Source organism: Desulfolithobacter dissulfuricans (assembly GCF_025998535.1).
Taxonomy (GTDB): domain Bacteria; phylum Desulfobacterota; class Desulfobulbia; order Desulfobulbales; family Desulfobulbaceae; genus Desulfolithobacter; species Desulfolithobacter dissulfuricans.
On record NZ_AP024233.1, the window covers coordinates 2,023,819 to 2,040,481 of the forward strand.

At 57.8% G+C, this 16,663-nt stretch carries 13 protein-coding genes and 1 pseudogene; 10 read left to right on the forward strand and 4 right to left on the reverse strand.

Annotated features, from left to right (window positions below; genetic code table 11):
• Nucleotides 1–11 precede the first annotated feature (11 nt).
• The gene (locus GF1_RS16220; RefSeq protein WP_326491543.1) at nucleotides 12–1,490 is read right to left on the reverse strand and encodes a 4Fe-4S dicluster domain-containing protein; all 1,479 of its coding nucleotides are present in this window, start codon (nucleotides 1,488–1,490) and stop codon (nucleotides 12–14) included.
• Complete coding sequence (locus GF1_RS08980; RefSeq protein ID WP_267926194.1) at nucleotides 1,487–2,008, reverse strand: hydrogenase maturation protease; 522 nt, start codon at nucleotides 2,006–2,008, stop codon at nucleotides 1,487–1,489. Before GF1_RS08980 ends, GF1_RS16220 begins: the two co-directional genes overlap by 4 nt.
• 148 nt (nucleotides 2,009–2,156) lie before the next feature.
• On the opposite strand from GF1_RS08980, the gene GF1_RS08985 reads away from it, so the two are divergent.
• The 6 genes from GF1_RS08985 (at nucleotide 2,157) to hypE (ending at nucleotide 8,908) form a co-directional block, all read left to right on the forward strand.
• Nucleotides 2,157–2,666: a phosphate-starvation-inducible PsiE family protein gene (locus GF1_RS08985; protein ID WP_267926195.1), complete on the forward strand. Its 510-nt coding sequence runs from the start codon at nucleotides 2,157–2,159 to the stop codon at nucleotides 2,664–2,666.
• A 38-nt stretch (nucleotides 2,667–2,704) separates the two neighbouring features.
• The gene (gene hemG, locus GF1_RS08990) at nucleotides 2,705–4,102 is read left to right on the forward strand and encodes a protoporphyrinogen oxidase (RefSeq protein WP_267926196.1); all 1,398 of its coding nucleotides are present in this window, start codon (nucleotides 2,705–2,707) and stop codon (nucleotides 4,100–4,102) included.
• 27 nt (nucleotides 4,103–4,129) lie between these two features.
• Nucleotides 4,130–6,457 (forward strand): carbamoyltransferase HypF, encoded by a 2,328-nt coding sequence (hypF, locus tag GF1_RS08995; RefSeq protein ID WP_267926197.1) that lies wholly within the window; start codon nucleotides 4,130–4,132, stop codon nucleotides 6,455–6,457.
• Nucleotides 6,458–6,474: 17 nt separating this feature from the next.
• Complete coding sequence (locus GF1_RS09000) at nucleotides 6,475–6,747, forward strand: HypC/HybG/HupF family hydrogenase formation chaperone (protein ID WP_267926198.1); 273 nt, start codon at nucleotides 6,475–6,477, stop codon at nucleotides 6,745–6,747.
• A complete protein-coding gene (hypD, locus tag GF1_RS09005) occupies nucleotides 6,744–7,832 on the forward strand; it encodes a hydrogenase formation protein HypD (protein WP_267926199.1) in 1,089 nt (362 codons plus the stop codon). Before GF1_RS09000 ends, hypD begins: the two co-directional genes overlap by 4 nt.
• A 65-nt stretch (nucleotides 7,833–7,897) precedes the next feature.
• Nucleotides 7,898–8,908: a hydrogenase expression/formation protein HypE gene (gene hypE, locus GF1_RS09010; RefSeq protein ID WP_267926200.1), complete on the forward strand. Its 1,011-nt coding sequence runs from the start codon at nucleotides 7,898–7,900 to the stop codon at nucleotides 8,906–8,908.
• Nucleotides 8,909–9,029: 121 nt separating this feature from the next.
• Here hypE and GF1_RS09015 read toward each other — a convergent pair whose 3' ends face one another.
• Nucleotides 9,030–9,458, reverse strand: a complete 429-nt coding sequence (locus tag GF1_RS09015) for an FKBP-type peptidyl-prolyl cis-trans isomerase (protein WP_267926201.1) — start codon at nucleotides 9,456–9,458, stop codon at nucleotides 9,030–9,032.
• A 151-nt stretch (nucleotides 9,459–9,609) separates the two neighbouring features.
• On the reverse strand, nucleotides 9,610–11,025 hold the full coding sequence (locus tag GF1_RS09020) for a beta-barrel assembly-enhancing protease (RefSeq protein ID WP_267926202.1): 1,416 nt from the start codon (nucleotides 11,023–11,025) through the stop codon (nucleotides 9,610–9,612).
• A gap of 208 nt (nucleotides 11,026–11,233) precedes the next feature.
• Between GF1_RS09020 and GF1_RS09025 the strand changes: the two genes are divergently transcribed.
• From GF1_RS09025 to GF1_RS09040, 4 genes and pseudogenes are all read left to right on the forward strand, one after another.
• Nucleotides 11,234–12,862: an ABC transporter ATP-binding protein gene (locus GF1_RS09025; protein WP_267926203.1), complete on the forward strand. Its 1,629-nt coding sequence runs from the start codon at nucleotides 11,234–11,236 to the stop codon at nucleotides 12,860–12,862.
• Between the two features lie 103 nt (nucleotides 12,863–12,965).
• A pseudogene (gene uvrC, locus GF1_RS09030) lies at nucleotides 12,966–14,437 on the forward strand (excinuclease ABC subunit UvrC); the annotation flags it as partial.
• A gap of 24 nt (nucleotides 14,438–14,461) precedes the next feature.
• Nucleotides 14,462–14,719, forward strand: a complete 258-nt coding sequence (locus GF1_RS09035; protein ID WP_267929130.1) for a helix-hairpin-helix domain-containing protein — start codon at nucleotides 14,462–14,464, stop codon at nucleotides 14,717–14,719.
• 216 nt (nucleotides 14,720–14,935) lie between these two features.
• Nucleotides 14,936–16,624, forward strand: a complete 1,689-nt coding sequence (locus tag GF1_RS09040) for a putative bifunctional diguanylate cyclase/phosphodiesterase (RefSeq protein ID WP_267926204.1) — start codon at nucleotides 14,936–14,938, stop codon at nucleotides 16,622–16,624.
• The last annotated feature ends 39 nt before the right edge of the window (nucleotides 16,625–16,663 follow it).

Here is a 16,663-nt window from a genome sequence, read left to right on the forward strand (position 1 = left end):
CAGCTGCCTCCTCATTCGTTTTCATCCATAGTCTGCGTTGCAGGCTCCGGCAGGACAAGAGAATCTGCTACCAGCTCCCACAGATACTTGACCTCGATCCCGAGCTCGTACTCCCTGTTCAGCGATTTCATCAGCTGATCACGACAGTTGTGGCAAGGAGCAATAACCAGTTCGGCTCCGGTCTCCTGAATCTGCCGGGCCTTGATCCGGCCATAATAGACGCGCTCCGCGGCAAAGGGCATTGCCCAGGCACCACCGCCTGCGCCGCAACAGTAGTTCCCGTTCCCCTTAGGTGCCATATCGACAAAATCAGGACAGCAGGCGCGGGTTATGATCCGTCCTTCTTCGAAATAACCGTGACCAAAGGTTTTGAGCGATTTGCGACCGTAATTGCACGGATCGTGGTAGGTTGTAAGCTTTGAATGTATTGCAGGATCAAGGGTGATACGTCCGCTGTTGATATATTCAAGCAACAGATCAAAAACAGAGTAGATCTGAAACTCCTCAAGAGCTTCAGGGTACCATTTCTGCAACCCGGACCGGGTCGCGAAGTAGGCATGGCCTCACTCGGGAAGGAGTAGCGCGGAACATTTAAGTCGTCGCATGTTATCGACAATGCGACCGACAATGGTTTTCATCGCTTCATCGTCCCCGGAGAACAGGCCCCAGTTGACGCCTTCCCAGTTATCGGAGGCAATGGTCCAGGATTCGCCGGCGGCATAGAAAATTTTCCACCACCACTTCATGTCGTCCGGCTCGGCAAAAGGCTCCTTTGAGTTGACCGTAACCAGGAGCCTCGCGCCATACTCGTCCACTGGTGTCTTGAAGCCGGGACACGCTTCCTCAGCCAGTTCCTCACCCAGATCTTCGAGAAGGAAGAGAAAGTCCTCCTTGGGAATACCCAGATTATTACCGCGCTCAAGACAGGTGACCACGCCCTTGTGGATCGGCCCGGGGACCTTGTCCCGCTCGCGCCGGGAACGAATGCGCCGCATAAGCTGCACGATCTGCACATCCATGGGACAGGCTTCCTCGCACTTGGCACACATGGTACATTTCCAGGGCCAGTCAGAGGAGACCAATTCATCTTCCAGGCCAAGAAACGCCATGCGGACAATCTTACGCGGATCCAGCCCATCCACACCGGAAATAGGGCAGGCCGAGGCACATGTACCGCAGGTCAGACAGACGTCAGCCCAGGAAGGATCTTCATAGAGTGTTTTCTGGTTATTATCTAAAGCGAGAGGAGGAGGCGTCGCCTTGGCCGTCATTTTCTGCAAAACCGCCGGATCATAATCCTGGTTAGGGTTAAAGCGCGGCTTGCGGCCGAATTTTTCACAGAGCGCCTGGTAGTCCTCCCACTTCATTATATACCGGCGCCCCGGACCGAGTTCTGCCTTAAGCGATCCGTTTGTTATCCAGTTACGTATGGTATTTCGGTGAACACCGAACTCCTCAGCCAGTTCACTCACCTTGAATTCATAGGTCATGGTAGAGTCACCTCACATTTTTCCGGGCAGCTTTCTGCAATTATCTGTCTCACTTTTTCACTCGCCTCCCTGACAGCCTCTCTCATGGACGAGGAAAGTCCAGGTGCAATTTCTTTTGGAATATGTTCAACCTGAGCAGCAATAATATGAACAACGGTACCCGTGTGTTCAGAAAGTTCTTGCAGCAGATTAACGGTAGGAAACTGGTGAAGAGAAAAATCGTGGATTTTTTGAGCAGGAACAGTATCAGGAGTTATAGTGAACACCTCTCCTGGCTTGCGCCCATGAAAGTCAACAGCGTCCAGGATAATCAGCTGGTACGGCGCAAGCTCGGGCGCAAGGATAAAGTCAAAGAGATATTCCCTGATCCCCGTTCCGACATCCTCGAGAAAAACATGTTTTGGCAGATCATTTCGGGACTGCAATTCAGCTATGACGGCAGGACCGAATCCGTCATCGCCAAGAAGCATGTTGCCACAGCCAAAAACCGCAACTCTCGAACGATCGTTATTGTGCATTTTGTGCCTTCCATGTGCTTTTTAAATTGTACAGCTACCGTTATCTTGTTATTATGAAAATGTCAACGCAAAACAGGCTAAAAAATTAATTTTGTGCTGCGCGTGCGCACAAGTTGCACAATCAAGATTAACCTAGCAAGGTGTTTTTATGGAAATGGAAAAGCAATCTCCACCTGGAAAAAAGGCAACCCTTGATATCTGGCTTCAGTCCGCCTACCTCTCTGTACAGCGTGCTCTTTACGGCCTGGTCACCGTCGCCCTCATTATCGCCGCCGCGCTTGTGCTCTTTGATGCCCTGAGAAGTTTCACCGAACTGCTGCACGTACCTGACACGACGATCGCCCATGTATCACTGGTGGCGGTGGACCGGTTGCTCCTTGCGTTAATGTTTCTGGAAATCATGCACACCATACAGATTATATTTGGAGAAGAGTTTCATCTCGCCTGTGTGGAACCTTTTTTGCTGGTAGGCATCATTGCCTTTATCCGGAGAATGCTGATCATCTCTCTGGAGCTCTCCCATGGAGAAAACGGTGGGCATGAATATTTCCAGGACTTCATGATCGAAACGGTTGTGCTTGGGCTGATGGTTTTCCTGTTCATTTTCGCGGTGGTTCTGCTGCGATGGGACAGAAAAAGAAAAAAAACAGCATCCTGATCACAAAAAAATTCACCCTACATTGATCCTACCAGAACATGAAAAGAACGTATAATACTATTATAGTAGGAGCCGGCCTCAGTGGTCTCAGCCTTGCCTGGTTTCTCCTGCAGCAGAAACCCGATCACCGGATACTGATCGTCGAAAAGCAGAAACAGGTTGGAGGAGCCATACGAACATATCGCAGTAATGGATTTCTTGTTGAGGGAGGACCACATGGCTTGCTCGACAACTGCCAGGCAAGCAGGGACCTGCTCAAGGGGATACGCCTGGAGCCATTAATCCAGAGCGCGCCACTTGATGTATTTTCCAGGTATATATGTCAGCATGGCACGCTGCAACGTATCCCGCAGACCGCAATCACCATTCTCAAGTCGAATATCCTGCCCCTGTCCGCAAAGCTCCGAGTACTGGCAGACCTGTGGAAAAAACCGCTCCCTGGAGAACCGTCGGTGCGTGATTGGGCCGAGTATCGTTTTGGCCGTCACCTTTATCCCTTTGTCGATGCCGCTCTTACAGGTACGTTCTCCGGTGATCCGGACCGAATTAAAATCGACGCCATAATGCCTGGAATCAGAAAACTGGAACGGCAGCATGGTTCGGTTATTCTGGGACTCCTTAAAAAACACTCGGCACGCAATGGACGGGGCGGCAACAAGCTGCCTGCCATGATTAATTTTCCCGAAGGCATGGGGCAGCTCATTGCAGCGCTGATCGCCAACCTTCTCATTCGCTGCGACTTGATTTTTGAACATGAAATCAACTCGTTCCGGCGACACGGAAATCTGTGGGAGATAAATGGCCCCGACGACAACCTATACTGCAACAATCTTGTCCTGGCTCTCCCGACAAATACGTCACTGCAGATCGCTTCCAGAAACAGAGGAATCTCGCCCCCTCCACTCCCCTCCCTGCCCGAGGCAAGGATTGTCAATGTTGCGCTCGGCTATCCAGACGAGGGTCAACTGCCACCAGGTTTTGGCTACCTGGCCCCGGAACAGGAAAAACGATTTGCTCTCGGCGCCCTGTTTTCAAGTAATATGTTTCCTGGAAGGACACCTCCGGGTCATATCCTGCTGGAAGTGCTGATCGGTGGTCGTCGCCATCCCGAACGGCTCGCCCTGGATGACGAAACCCTTGTCAATATGGTACTTCAGGATATCACTCAGCTGCTGCCGCTCTCCCGGGAACCGGTGTTTTGCAAAGTGTTCCGTTCCAGTTCCGGTATCCCCCAGCTTGAAGACGGATACATTCAGCTATTGGAATGGCAGAAACAAGTCATGGTCGACAATCCAGGACTGCACATCTGCGGTTTTGGCTGGGGTGGCATTGGGATAAACGATATGATAACCGAAGCCCGCCATACGGCAGAGACGATTCTTGCAGGCAGTGCTGTTTCGACCTTAAACCATAAACCTGAATCCGTGTATTTCTGATGCACGAGACCACTTCGAACCGACCCCATGGCGACACCTGAAACCAGACACTTGAAAATCAGCGTGCAGGGTATTGTTCAGGGGGTCGGTTTCAGACCGTTTGTCTATAACCTTGCAAAAAAACTTGCGTTAACCGGATCTGTGGCAAACACCGGTCAAGGAGTGGAGATCTTCATATCCGGACCTTGCCGAAAAACGGACAGGTTTCTGGATCTGCTCAAGACAGAGCCTCCGCCCCTGGCCCGTATTTCCGATATACAGGTCTCTGATGCAACGCAATCTCCGCAGGCCGACGACTTTACCATTGTGCCCAGTGCCGACGGATCGACAAAAACCACGCTTATCTCGCCGGATATCGCCACCTGTACCGACTGCATTAACGATATCTTCTCCTCCGGCAACCGCCGCTATCACTACCCCTTCACCAACTGCACCAACTGCGGTCCCAGGATGACCATCATCCGCCACATTCCCTATGACCGGACGAACACCTCCATGGCCTGTTTTCCCATGTGCCCTTCCTGCGATGGGGAATACCATGATCCGACCGACCGCCGCTTTCATGCCCAGCCAAACGCATGTCCCCGATGCGGGCCGGTGCTCAGCTGGCATGACCGCCAGGGCAACAGGCTCTGCCAGGATAATAAAGAAAGCCTGATCCACTGCGCCAGTGCCCTTGCAGAGGGCCATATCGTCGTCATCAAGGGGCTGGGTGGCTTTCACCTGGCCGTGGACGCGGCCTCGGACGAAAGCGTGCGTAAACTGCGGGAGAAAAAAAACCGCTATGGCAAGCCGCTGGCGGTCATGGCCGCAGACCTGGAAAAGGCCGGACAGGTTGTTTTTCTCGGAGAGGAGGAGCGGGAACTGCTCTCTTCCCAGGAACGGCCCATTGTCCTGGCAGTAAAAAAAGAGAACACCCTGTCACCGGAACTGGCCCCAGGGATCCGTGAACTGGGCGTCATGCTCCCCTACACCCCGCTGCATCACCTGCTCTTTACCACTCCAGGCTGCCCGCAGGTCCTGGTCATGACCTCTGCTAACCTCAGCGACGAACCCATCTGCACCGGCAACCGTGAAGCCCTTGCCAGACTGTCCGGAATCGCCGACTTTTTCCTGTTCCACAACCGGGATATCGTCACCAGGGTGGATGACTCGGTAGCCCGCGTGGTTCTGGGCCGGAAACGGATGATCCGCCGCTCCCGCGGCTACGTGCCGGTACCGCTTGCCATTGAGGGAGCCGAACGGGCCATCCTGGGCTGCGGCGCCGAACAGAAGAACACCTTCTGTCTTTCCAGGAATGGCCAGGCCTTTGTCAGCCAGCACATCGGCGACCTCAAAGGACCGGAGAACATGGTCTTTTTCGAGGAATCCATTGAGTATTTCCGCCAGGTCCTGGAGATCTGCCCCACCGAGGTGGCCTGCGACCTCCATGGCGACTACCTTAGCAGCCGCTACGCCGCCACCCTGGGTCTGCCACTTCAACGGATCCAGCATCACCACGCCCACGCCGCGGCCATCATGGCCGAGCATGACCTGGACCGGGGACTGGCGGTCATCTATGATGGTGCCGGCCTGGGCGATGACGCAACGGTATGGGGCGGAGAGATTCTCCACGTGCAGGGCTGCCGATACGAACGACTTGCCCATCTGGCTCACCTGGCCCTGCCCGGCGGGGACCGGGCCACCCGGGAGATATGGCGTATGGGTCTTTCGCTGCTGGCCGGAGCAGGCCTGGACATCACCCGGGACTCCACCCTGCCCGGTTCCCTGGCCGCAATCCCGACCGGGATCCGGCGGACCGTTGCGACGATGATGCAAAAAAAAATCAACACTCCGGCCACTTCCAGTGTCGGCCGGCTGTTCGACGCAGTGGCCTCCCTGCTCGGTATCCGCCAGGATGTCGCCTTTGAAGGCCAGGCCGCCATGGAGTTGGAGACCCTGGCCTGGAGTGGTTGGGAGACCACGGGCCCGGAGACGGCCAGTGGCCGCTACAGCGCCACCATCACAAAAAAGAACAACAGGCTAATGCTTGATTACCGCCCCCTGGTGCACTGGATACTGGAGGATCTTGGCCGGGAGGTTCCAGGGCCAGCCATTGCCCTGTCTTTTCATCTCTGGCTTGTGCGATCCACCCTTGCCCTGCTGGATCACCTTTCCTCCCGCTGCTCCACCTCCACCATTCTCCTTGGCGGCGGCTGCTTTCAGAACGTTCTGTTGCTGGAGATGATGACCACCGGGCTTGAAGAAAACGGATTTCGGGTCTTCAGCGGCGAACAGATACCGGTTAATGATGGCGGAATCGCCCTGGGCCAGGTATTCATAACAGCCATCACCCCTTCAACCATAACTCTTTGACTCAAGGAAAAGTAAAAATGTGTCTTGCCATACCCATGCGGGTTGTTGAAATCAAGGGCGGCACCGACAGCCTGCTGGATCCGCAGATTGCCATTGTCGATGCCGACGGGATCAGAAAAGAGGTCCGACTGGACCTGGTGGACAGGATGCCGGAGACCGGCGACTACCTGATCATCCATGCCGGATTCGCCATCCACTGCCTGGACGCCGAAGAGGCCCGGACCAACCTGGAACTGATGCGGGAGATGGCCGAGGGTCTTGACCAGCTTCCAGACAAGGACAAGCCATGAAATACATAGACGAATACCGCAGCCAGGAACTGGTTCGCTCGCTGACAGAGAGACTCCATGCCAAGATCAGCCGGCCGGTGCGGATCATGGAGGTCTGCGGCACCCACACCATTGCCATATTCCGGCATGGACTGCGCCGGATGCTGCCGGAGCAGATCGAACTCATCTCTGGACCCGGCTGCCCGGTCTGCGTCACCCCGTCGGGAGTGATCGACGCCTTTATCGACCTGGCCGGCAGAAAAGACATCCTCATCACCACCTTTGGCGACATGATCCGGGTCCCGGGAACAACCGGTTCCCTGGCCCAGGCCCGGGCCGCTGGCGCCGATGTCCATATTGTCTACTCACCCATGGACGCCCTGGAGCTGGCCCGGCACAACCCGCACAAGCTGGTCGTCTTTCTGGCCGTGGGATTTGAAACCACCACCCCCACCATTGGTGCCACTGTCCTTGAAGCGGCCCGCAGGAACATGGACAACTTCTGCATCTTCCCAGCCGCCAAGGTCATCCCCCCACCGCTCCGGGCCCTGATGGAGGACCCCAAGCTCCAGGTGGACGGCCTGCTCTGCCCGGGTCACGTCTCGGTTATCCTCGGCTCCAGGGCCTATGGTTTCCTGGTAGAGGAATTCGGTCTGGCCTGCGCGGTGGCCGGCTTCGAGCCCACCGACATCCTCCTGGCCATCACCTCGCTTGTCAACCAGGTGCAAAGCGGCCACCCCACAGTGGACAACTGCTATGGCCGGGCCGTGGCCCCGGAGGGCAACCGGAAGGCGCGGGAGATTGTCGACCAGGTCTTCAAGCCGGTGGACAGCGACTGGCGCGGACTCGGCCCCATCCCGGCAAGCGGCCTTGGCTTGCGTGAAGAGTACGGGGCATTTGACATCACCCGCAGACTGGAGATCCCCATCGTCAACAGTGGTGAACCTCCGGGCTGCCGGTGTGGCGAAATCCTCAAGGGTATCTGCCAGCCGCCGGACTGCCCGCTCTTTGGCCGCGCCTGCTCGCCCGCTTCGCCCATCGGGCCCTGCATGGTGTCCACCGAGGGTACCTGCGCTGCCTGGCACCGCTACGGCACCCTGGACTGAGCAGCCCGACCCGCCTCAGCGGTCTGACCGGGGCAACCAGACAACCATTCTATGGACAGACAAACATGAATACACAGATCGTACTTGACCACGGAAGCGGCGGGCTTGCCAGCCAGGAGCTCATCGGCAGCCTGTTTCTCAGATACCTGACGAATCCCCATCTTCACCAGCTTGAGGATGCCGCGGTCCTGGATGGCCAGGCCGGCCGGCTGGCCTTCTCCACCGACAGCTACGTGGTGGATCCCATCTTCTTTCCGGGCGGCAATATCGGCGAACTTGCCGTCAACGGCACCATCAACGACCTGGCCATGCGCGGGGCAAAGCCCCTGTGCCTCAGTCTGGGCCTGATCATTGAAGAAGGGCTGGCCATGGACACCCTGGAGGAGATCGTCAGGAGTATCGCCAGGGCCTGCGATTATGCCGGTGTGCCGGTGGTGACAGGCGACACCAAGGTGGTACCCCGGGGCAAGGCGGACAAAATCTTCATCAACACCTCCGGGATCGGCGTTATCAGGGACGGCGTCGAGGTATCAGCCACCCAGGCGGTCAAGGACGATGTCATCATTCTCTCCGGTACCCTGGCCGACCACGGCATCACCATCCTCACCAGCCGCGAGGGATTACAGGTGGACGGCAATCTGCAAAGCGATACCCGGCCCCTGCATTTTCTGGTTCAAAATATCCTGGACCAGGCAGCCCACGCCGTACACACCATGCGGGACCCCACCCGGGGCGGCCTGGGGACAACGCTCAGTGAAATTGCCAAGACAACCGGTCTGTGTATGGAAATAGAGGAAAAGGCCATCCCCGTGCAGGGGGAGGTACGGGCGGCCTGCGAGCTCATGGGGCTTGACCCGCTCTATCTGGCCAATGAAGGGAAGTGCGTGGTATTTGCCGCCCCGGAAAAGGCGGAACTGATCCTTGAAACCATGCGCGCCACGCCCGAGGGGAGGGAGAGCGCCATCATCGGCCGGGTGACCGATGTCCATCCCGGCCGGGTGGTTCTGACCACCATTTCCGGCGGGGCCCGGCTGGTGGAACCGCTCACCGGCGAACCACTGCCGAGAATCTGCTGAAACCGACCCGCCGCCCCTGCGACCACGAAATCGTGGCCGCAGAAGCCAGGGGCCCCACTGGTTTCAGGCAATCCAAGCCCTGAGCAACAGTGAGGCGGCGGAAACCACCGCCGGGATGTGTTCAGCCGATGGCAACCAGCTCGATATCAAAGGTCAGATCCTTGCCGGCCAGGGGCGGATTGGCATCGAGAATGATGTGCTCCTCGGTCACCTCGACCACCTCGACCACCACAACCTGTCCGTCAGGACCGCCCATCTGCAGCTGCTGACCAACCTCCGGGTTGATGTCCTCGGGTACCTGTTCCCGGGGCACGGTGATCACCATCTCCTCGTTACGCTGGCCATAGGCCTTGTCCGCCGGGATGGTCACCTTTTTTGATTCTCCCTGGTCCATGCCGAGCACGGCTTCTTCAAAGCCCGGGATCACCTGACCGCTGCCAAGGGTGAACTCCAGCGGATCATGTCCCTGGGAGGAATCGAATACGGTCCCGTCTTCCAGGGTACCGGTGTAGTGAACCTTGACGTTGTCTCCTGTTTTCGCTTCAGCCATTACTGTCTCCAAAAAATAAAGGTGTTTACGATCGTCCCGGACAGGCGGCCACCCGCCCCGGAACATGGTCCGGCCGCCGTCCCTGATGTATATGAGATCAGCAGGGAGGTGACCAGATTCTGTATCTGAAAGACAGCAAGACTTCTTCGAATTACAGGTCTTTCAGCTTTTTAAGACGTTTGAGGATATCCTCTGCCTCCCGGCGCATGGAGACCGGGAGCTTTTCATCACGGGCCGCGTTTTTCAGATACTGCCTGGCCAGCTTCATCCGCCCCCCGTAGAGATAGTACTTGGCCAGGTAAAAACGGCTCTCCGCTTCCCTGCCGGCCTCGGACTCAATCCGTCCCAGCTCGAAATACACCCTGGGATATTCCGGCATCTCCCGGGCCACGGTCAGGTAAAGTTTTCTGGCCTCGTTTTTCTCCCCCTTGCCGGCCAGTGCCCGGGCCAGGACAAAGGCGGCGTACATGTCGGTGGGATCGCGCTTGACCGCCTGATGGAGCAGCTCCAGGGCCCGGTCCACCTGGCCACCCTCCAGGTACATGTCCCCCAGGTCCACCTTGAGAATGGTGCGGTCCGGATAGCGGCGCCGCACCTGTTCGAGCTCGTCGAGTCCCTTTTGTATGTTGAGTTCACGGGCCTCGAGCAGGGCCAGGCCATAGCGGGCCATAATCTTCTCCTGATCACTGCCGGGACCGGTCAGCACCGACTGCAGCATGATCCGCAGCTGGCGTGGGTCCTCGGTCTGGACCAGAATTCGGTACTTGAAGCGCAGAAAGTCGAAATTATCGATTTTCCTGTAGTACTGATGTTTTTTCTGGTTTTCATCCGTTTCGATGAGCGACTGTACATAGCTAAGCCTGGCCTCGGGATCCGGATGGGTCAGAAGGTAGGCCGGTACCTGCCCGGAGCGGTAGCGGGTTATCCGTCGCATGGTTCGCAGCATCTGCTCCATGGCCCGGGGATCGCGGCGGAGCTTGTCCATCCAGGTGAATGCCAGCCGGTCGGCCTCCTCCTCATCCTGGCGGCTGAAATGCAGGCTTAAAGCCTGTCCCGCAGCCAGGGAACCGGTCATCAGCCCCTGGGAGAGCCCGGGGATGCCAAGGGCCATACTGGCGATGGCCAGGGCCGTGGTCGCCGCGCCCACCTTGGCGTCCTTTTCCAGCCGACGGGCGATATGGCGGCTGACCACATGGCCGATTTCATGGGCCATGACACTGACCAGCTCGTTTTCATCATCCATGGTCCTGATGAGGCCGGTGAAAAAAAAGATCAGTCCGGACGGAGCGGCAAAGGCGTTGAACTCGTCACTGGCCACCACGAAAAAATGGTACTTGAAGTACTGCAGACCGGCCACGGTGAGCACATCACGGCCCAACCCATTGATATACTGTGATATATCCGGGTCATCCAGCAGCTTGAACTGGGAGCGCACCGTGTAGAGCAACTTCTCGCCGATCTCCCGCTCCTCGCCAATGGTCATCCCCCGTACAACAGGGGACTGCAGCAGCTGGGCAGAGAGAAAAAGGAAAAGAAACAGACAGGTACAGAAAAAGCGCACAGGCATCGAAAGCTAAGGGTCTACGTTCCGGGAACTCTTATTTTTCCCACCTTACCCGTCATCGGCCCGTCAGGCAATGCAAATCCTTGCCCCGGATTCGGTCTTGAGGTAAAAGATAGGACCAATCATTTTCCCCACCTTACCTGTCATCGGCCCGCCAGGCAATGCAAACCCTTGCCCTGGGTCCGGTCTTGAGGCAAAGATAGGGCCAATCATGAACAACTTACTGACCATCGACAAGCTCTCCCTTTCCTTTCAGGGCACCCAGCCAGAGGGTGGCGAGACCGAGGTCCTCCACGAAATCTGCCTGCAGATAAGACAGGGCGAAACCCATGCCCTGGTTGGTGAATCCGGCTCCGGCAAATCGGTGACGGCCCTGAGCATCCTCCGGCTCCTGGAGGATATCTCCAGGGTCCGCACCTCGGGCAGGATCCTGTTCCATGACCAGGATATCCTCACCATGGATCGGGACACCCTGCGTGAACTGCGCGGCAATCGGATCGCCATGATCTTCCAGGAGCCGATGACCTCGCTCAACCCGGTGTACACCATCGGCAACCAGCTCATCGAACCGCTGATGCTCCACCAGCACATGCAGCGCAACGAGGCAAGGGAGCGGGCCATCGCCCTCCTGAAGCGGACCGGCATTCAGCAGCCCGAGTACAGGATCGACTCCTACCCGCACCAGTTATCCGGCGGCCAGCGCCAGCGGGTCATGATTGCCATGGCCCTGGCCTGCCGCCCCGACCTGCTCATCGCCGACGAACCGACCACCGCCCTGGACGTCACCATCCAGGACCAGATCCTGGAACTGATCAAAGACCTGCAGGAGGAATTCCACATGGCGGTGCTGCTCATCACCCATGACCTGCCCATGGTGCGCAAGATCGCCGACTCGGTCTCGATCATGCACCAGGGACGGATCGTTGAGCAGGGCACCCTGGACAAGATCTTTTCCGCCCCCGAGGATCCCTACACCATCCACCTGCTTGACTCGATGCCCAAGTCCATCCGCGAGCCCCGCGCCGGCGGCAGCCCGCTGGTCACCATGCGCGACGTCCGCTGTGAATTTGTTCTCAGTTCCGGCTGGGATGGGTTCTTTAAACGGAAGAAGACCGTAATCCGGGCCGTGGACGGAGTGGACCTGGAAGTTCGCCAGGGCACGACGCTTGGCATAGTCGGCGAATCCGGTTCGGGCAAGTCGACGCTCGGCATGTGCCTGCTGCGGCTCACCCCCTGTGGCGGGCAGATCTGGTACCATGGGACCGACGAGGACAACATTCTTCTCTCCGGGCTTTCCTCCGGCCAGATGCGCCCCCTGCGCCGGGAACTGCAGGTGGTGTTCCAGGATCCGTTTTCCTCCCTTTCGCCGCGGATGTCGGTGGAGCAGATCATCGCTGAAGGACTCAGCGTCCACAACATCGGCAGGAACCGGGCCGAGAGAAGGAAGATCGTCGAACAGGCTCTCATGGAGGTGGAGCTCGATCCGGACATGGCAGACCGCTTTCCGCACGAGTTTTCCGGCGGCCAGCGCCAGCGGATCGCCATTGCCCGGGCCATTGTCCTCAAACCCAGGCTGCTCATCCTCGACGAGCCCACCAGTGCGCTCGACATGACCATCCAGGCCCAGATCATCGGCCTGCTGGGACGACTTCAGGACCGTTACGGCATGACCTATATCTTCATCACCCATGACCTGCGGGTAGTCCGGGCCCTGGCCGATAATCTGGCGGTCATGCACCGGGGAAAAATCGTCGAGCAGGGTCCGGCCGCCGAGATCTTCCGCAACCCCAAAAAAGAGTACACCAGGACCCTGTTCCGGGCCGCCTTCCATGAAATGTAGCCTGCTGCTGTCCGTATGATAAACATCGTCTAGACCCGTGTCCGACTCGCCCCTCAGCACCGAATTTCTCAAAACCGTCAGCCACGGCCCCGGAGTCTACCAGATGCTTGGCCGCACCGAGGTCCTCTACGTGGGCAAGGCCCGCGACCTTCGCAAACGGCTGGCCCAGTACGCCCATTTTTCCGGCCCGCCCCACTCCAAGACCGCGGTCATGCTCTCCCATGTCCGCAGGGTGGAGACCATCCTCACCACCACGGAAAAAGAGGCCCTGATCCTCGAAGCCTCGCTGATCAAGAAACACCGGCCACGCTACAACGTCATCCTCCGGGATGACAAAAATTATCCCCTGATCAAGGTGACGGTCAAGGAGGAATGGCCCCGGATCGTGGTCACCAGGAAACGGGTCCGGGACGGATCGAAATATTTCGGCCCCTTTTCCTCACCCTCGGCCATGCGTCAGACCCTGAAGCTTCTCTACACCCTCTTTCCCCTGCGCCGCTGCCGAACGGTCCGGTCGCGCAGCCGTCCCTGTCTCAACTTCCAGATGGGACGCTGCCTGGCCCCCTGCACAGACCAGGTGGACCAGGACAGCTACCGCGACATGGTCCGCCAGGTCCTGCTCATACTGGAAGGAAAGAACCAGGAGGTGCTGATCCGGCTGGAGGAGAAAATGCGGGAGGCCGCCGCGGATCTTGCCTTTGAAAAGGCCGCCGTCCTGCGGGACCAGATCCGGGCCCTGAAAAAGACCGTGGAGCGGCAGATGGTGGTGGCAAACCATTTCCTGGACCAGGATGTTTTTGGCCTGGCCCGGCGCGACGCCTCGGTGACCATCGCCATTCTCTTTATCCGGGGCGGAGTGCTTGGCGGCAGCCAGACGTTTTTCCTGGCCGACCCCATGGGCGATGACCAAGCCATCCTGGCCCAGACCATCACCCAGTACTACTCTGCCCGTCGCCAGCCTCCCCGGGAGATCCTCCTGCCGCTTGCCCTGGAAGATGCCCCGATCATCAACGAGTACCTGGCCGAGCTGCGCCAGGGCCCGGTATCCCTGGCCGTTCCCAGGCGGGGCAGACGGATGCAGCTCATGGAGATGGCCCACGCCAATGCCAGGCAGGTCTTTGCCGACAAGAGCAAGAAAAAAAAGGCCTGGGAGACCCTGGCCGCCTCCCTGCAGAAACTGCTCCACCTCAACCGCCGGCCGGAAACCATCTGGTGCGTGGACATATCCAACCTGGGGGGTAAACAGGCGGTGGGTTCGCTGGTCTGTTTTGTCCGGGGTGAAAAACATCCCCCCGGATACCGCCATTTCAAAATCCGCTGCAAGGACGAACCCGACGACTACACCATGATGCACGAGGTCCTTGAACGACGACTTGGCCGGGGCGGGAAGAAGGCGATCTGCCCGACCTCCTGCTGCTCGACGGCGGCAAGGGTCAGCTCAACATAGGTCGCAGGGTTGTCCAGGACCTGGGACTGACGAACCACTTCGACCTGGTGGCCATTGCCAAGGAAAAGGAGGAGGAAGGGGAAAAACTGTTTCTGCCGGGCCGCAAGAACCCGGTCATCCTGCCCCCCCACTCGCCGGCACTGCTCTATCTCATGCGAATCCGGGACGAATCCCATCGCTTCGGCATCACCTTTCATCGCCGGCTGCGCAATGCCCATACCCTCCACTCGGTCCTGGACGAGATACCCGGCATCGGCCCGGCCCGGAAAAAACTGCTCCTGGAAACTTTTGGCAGTTACCGGCGTCTCTGCCAGGCCACGCCGGACGAGTTGGCTGCCCTTCCCGGTATCGGCCCGGTCCTGGCCGCAATCCTGCATTCCCGCCTGCAGGACAACAGGAATACTGAATAAAAACGGCCGTTCTCCTTCCAATACATCCCATATTATGCTAACATATCAGATTTTTTCATGCCAACTATCAGCCTTTTTTTGAAAAACAGACCCGCAATCCAGCTCCTGTATATTCTCTTCGAGCCTGGCCCAGCCGACAGACAAGGAAGCGGTTGATTTCCGGCCGCTGCGGATAACGTTGGCATTCATTTTTAATTAATTTAAGGACGTTATGACTTGAAGTTTCTCTGCACTGCTCTGATATTCATCGGGGTCATCCTGCTGGCCCTGTCGCTTTTCTGCATCAAGAAGATTTGCGATAAAAACGACCGGATCTGTACGGGGTGGAAATTTCTCGCCTTCCTGGTCCTCCTCTTCATCGGCGGTTACATGACCTATGGGTTCATGATGAACGAATCGGCCATGTCGATGGATAATATCATCACCTCGCTTATCCTGTTTGGCGGCGCCATCTTTGTCATCACCGTGGTCCGGCTGTCCAACATCACCATTGATCATATGGACCTGCTGGCCAGGAAGGAACGCCACCGGGCCACCCATGACGAGCTCACAGAGCTGCCCAACCGGACGCTTTTCCAGGAACGGCTCGATTCCACCCTGGCCATGTGCCGGCGCAACCGGGAGCCTCTGGCCATTCTGATGATGGATCTGGTCCGGTTCAAGGAGATCAACGACTCCCTGGGCCATTTCTACGGTGACTATCTTCTCCAGGAAGTGGCCCACCGGCTGAGCAGGGTCTTTCGCCGGGAATCGGATACCCTGGCCCGTCTGGGCGGTGACGAGTTCGGCGTCCTGCTCCGCAGCGGCGAGGAAGAGGCCATCCGGATGTGTCAGCATATCGCCGAGGTCATCGACCAGCCGTTCATGATTGAAGGCCATAACCTGAATGTGGGCATCAGTATCGGCATCGCCATATTCCCGGAACATGGCCAGGACAGTGAAACCCTGATCCAGCATGCCGACATCGCCATGTATGAGGCCAAACGGAACGAGGTGGTCTACTCGGTCTTTGATGCCGAACAGGACCGCTCCACCTGGAACCGGTTGATCATGGTGGGCCAGCTGCGCGATGCGGTCAAGCGCAAGCAGTTTGTCCTCCACTACCAGCCCAAAGTCGCCCTCCAGCAGAAGGAGCCCTGCAGTCTGGAGGCCCTGATCCGCTGGCACCATCCCCAGGGAAAATACATCTACCCCAACGACTTCATTCCGCTGGTGGAACAGGCCGGACTTTCCAAGACACTCACCCTCTGGGTCCTTGGCGAGGCCATGGGGCAGATCAAAAAATGGTCCCGGGAGTCCGTATCGCTCACCGTATCGGTCAACCTCTCCATCAAGAACCTCCACGACCTGGACTTTCCTGCCGCGGTCCGCAAGCTGCTGGACAAATTCGAACTCGACCCCTCCCAGCTCTGCCTGGAACTCACCGAGAGCTCCATGGTCATGGACCAGGAGCGGGTCTTCAAGGTGGTGCACATGCTGCGGGATCTCGGCATCAGGCTGTCCATGGATGATTTCGGTACCGGCTACTCCTCCATAGCCTACCTGCGCAAGTTCCCGGTTCAGGAAATCAAGATAGACAAATCCCTTATCCGGGATATCCTTGACAACGAGGACTCCAAGGCCATTGTCCAGTCAACCATCGATCTGGCCCATTCCATCGACTGCTGCGTGGTGGCCGAAGGGGTGGAAAACGAACAGATTCTCAGACAACTTACCCAGATGGGTTGCGACATGATACAGGGCTTCTATGTCTGCCGCCCCTGCCAGCCGACGAACTGGTCACCTGGCTGCGCCAGACGTCCTGGTGCAAACCGCAATCCTGATGTTTTGCACCCCGCGCCGCCGGTTGTCCGCCCCAGGCCAAGCCGTTTCTTTTTTATTGCAATCCCTCCCGCCACCTCCTAGAATTGACACAACTTGCTATACTTAATCATGGCCATATTC

Bases quoted from the DNA above. Each gene is read 5' to 3' on its own strand.
- GF1_RS08980 (WP_267926194.1), bottom strand. From the start codon at position 2,008: ATGCACAATAACGATCGTTCGAGAGTTGCGGTTTTTGGCTGTGGCAAC.
- GF1_RS08985 (WP_267926195.1), top strand. From the start codon at position 2,157: ATGGAAATGGAAAAGCAATCTCCACCTGGAAAAAAGGCAACCCTTGAT.
- hemG (WP_267926196.1), top strand. From the start codon at position 2,705: ATGAAAAGAACGTATAATACTATTATAGTAGGAGCCGGCCTCAGTGGT.
- hypF (WP_267926197.1), top strand. From the start codon at position 4,130: ATGGCGACACCTGAAACCAGACACTTGAAAATCAGCGTGCAGGGTATT.
- GF1_RS09000 (WP_267926198.1), top strand. From the start codon at position 6,475: ATGTGTCTTGCCATACCCATGCGGGTTGTTGAAATCAAGGGCGGCACC.
- hypD (WP_267926199.1), top strand. From the start codon at position 6,744: ATGAAATACATAGACGAATACCGCAGCCAGGAACTGGTTCGCTCGCTG.
- hypE (WP_267926200.1), top strand. From the start codon at position 7,898: ATGAATACACAGATCGTACTTGACCACGGAAGCGGCGGGCTTGCCAGC.
- GF1_RS09015 (WP_267926201.1), bottom strand. From the start codon at position 9,458: ATGGCTGAAGCGAAAACAGGAGACAACGTCAAGGTTCACTACACCGGT.
- GF1_RS09020 (WP_267926202.1), bottom strand. From the start codon at position 11,025: ATGCCTGTGCGCTTTTTCTGTACCTGTCTGTTTCTTTTCCTTTTTCTC.
- GF1_RS09025 (WP_267926203.1), top strand. From the start codon at position 11,234: ATGAACAACTTACTGACCATCGACAAGCTCTCCCTTTCCTTTCAGGGC.
- GF1_RS09035 (WP_267929130.1), top strand. From the start codon at position 14,462: ATGCGAATCCGGGACGAATCCCATCGCTTCGGCATCACCTTTCATCGC.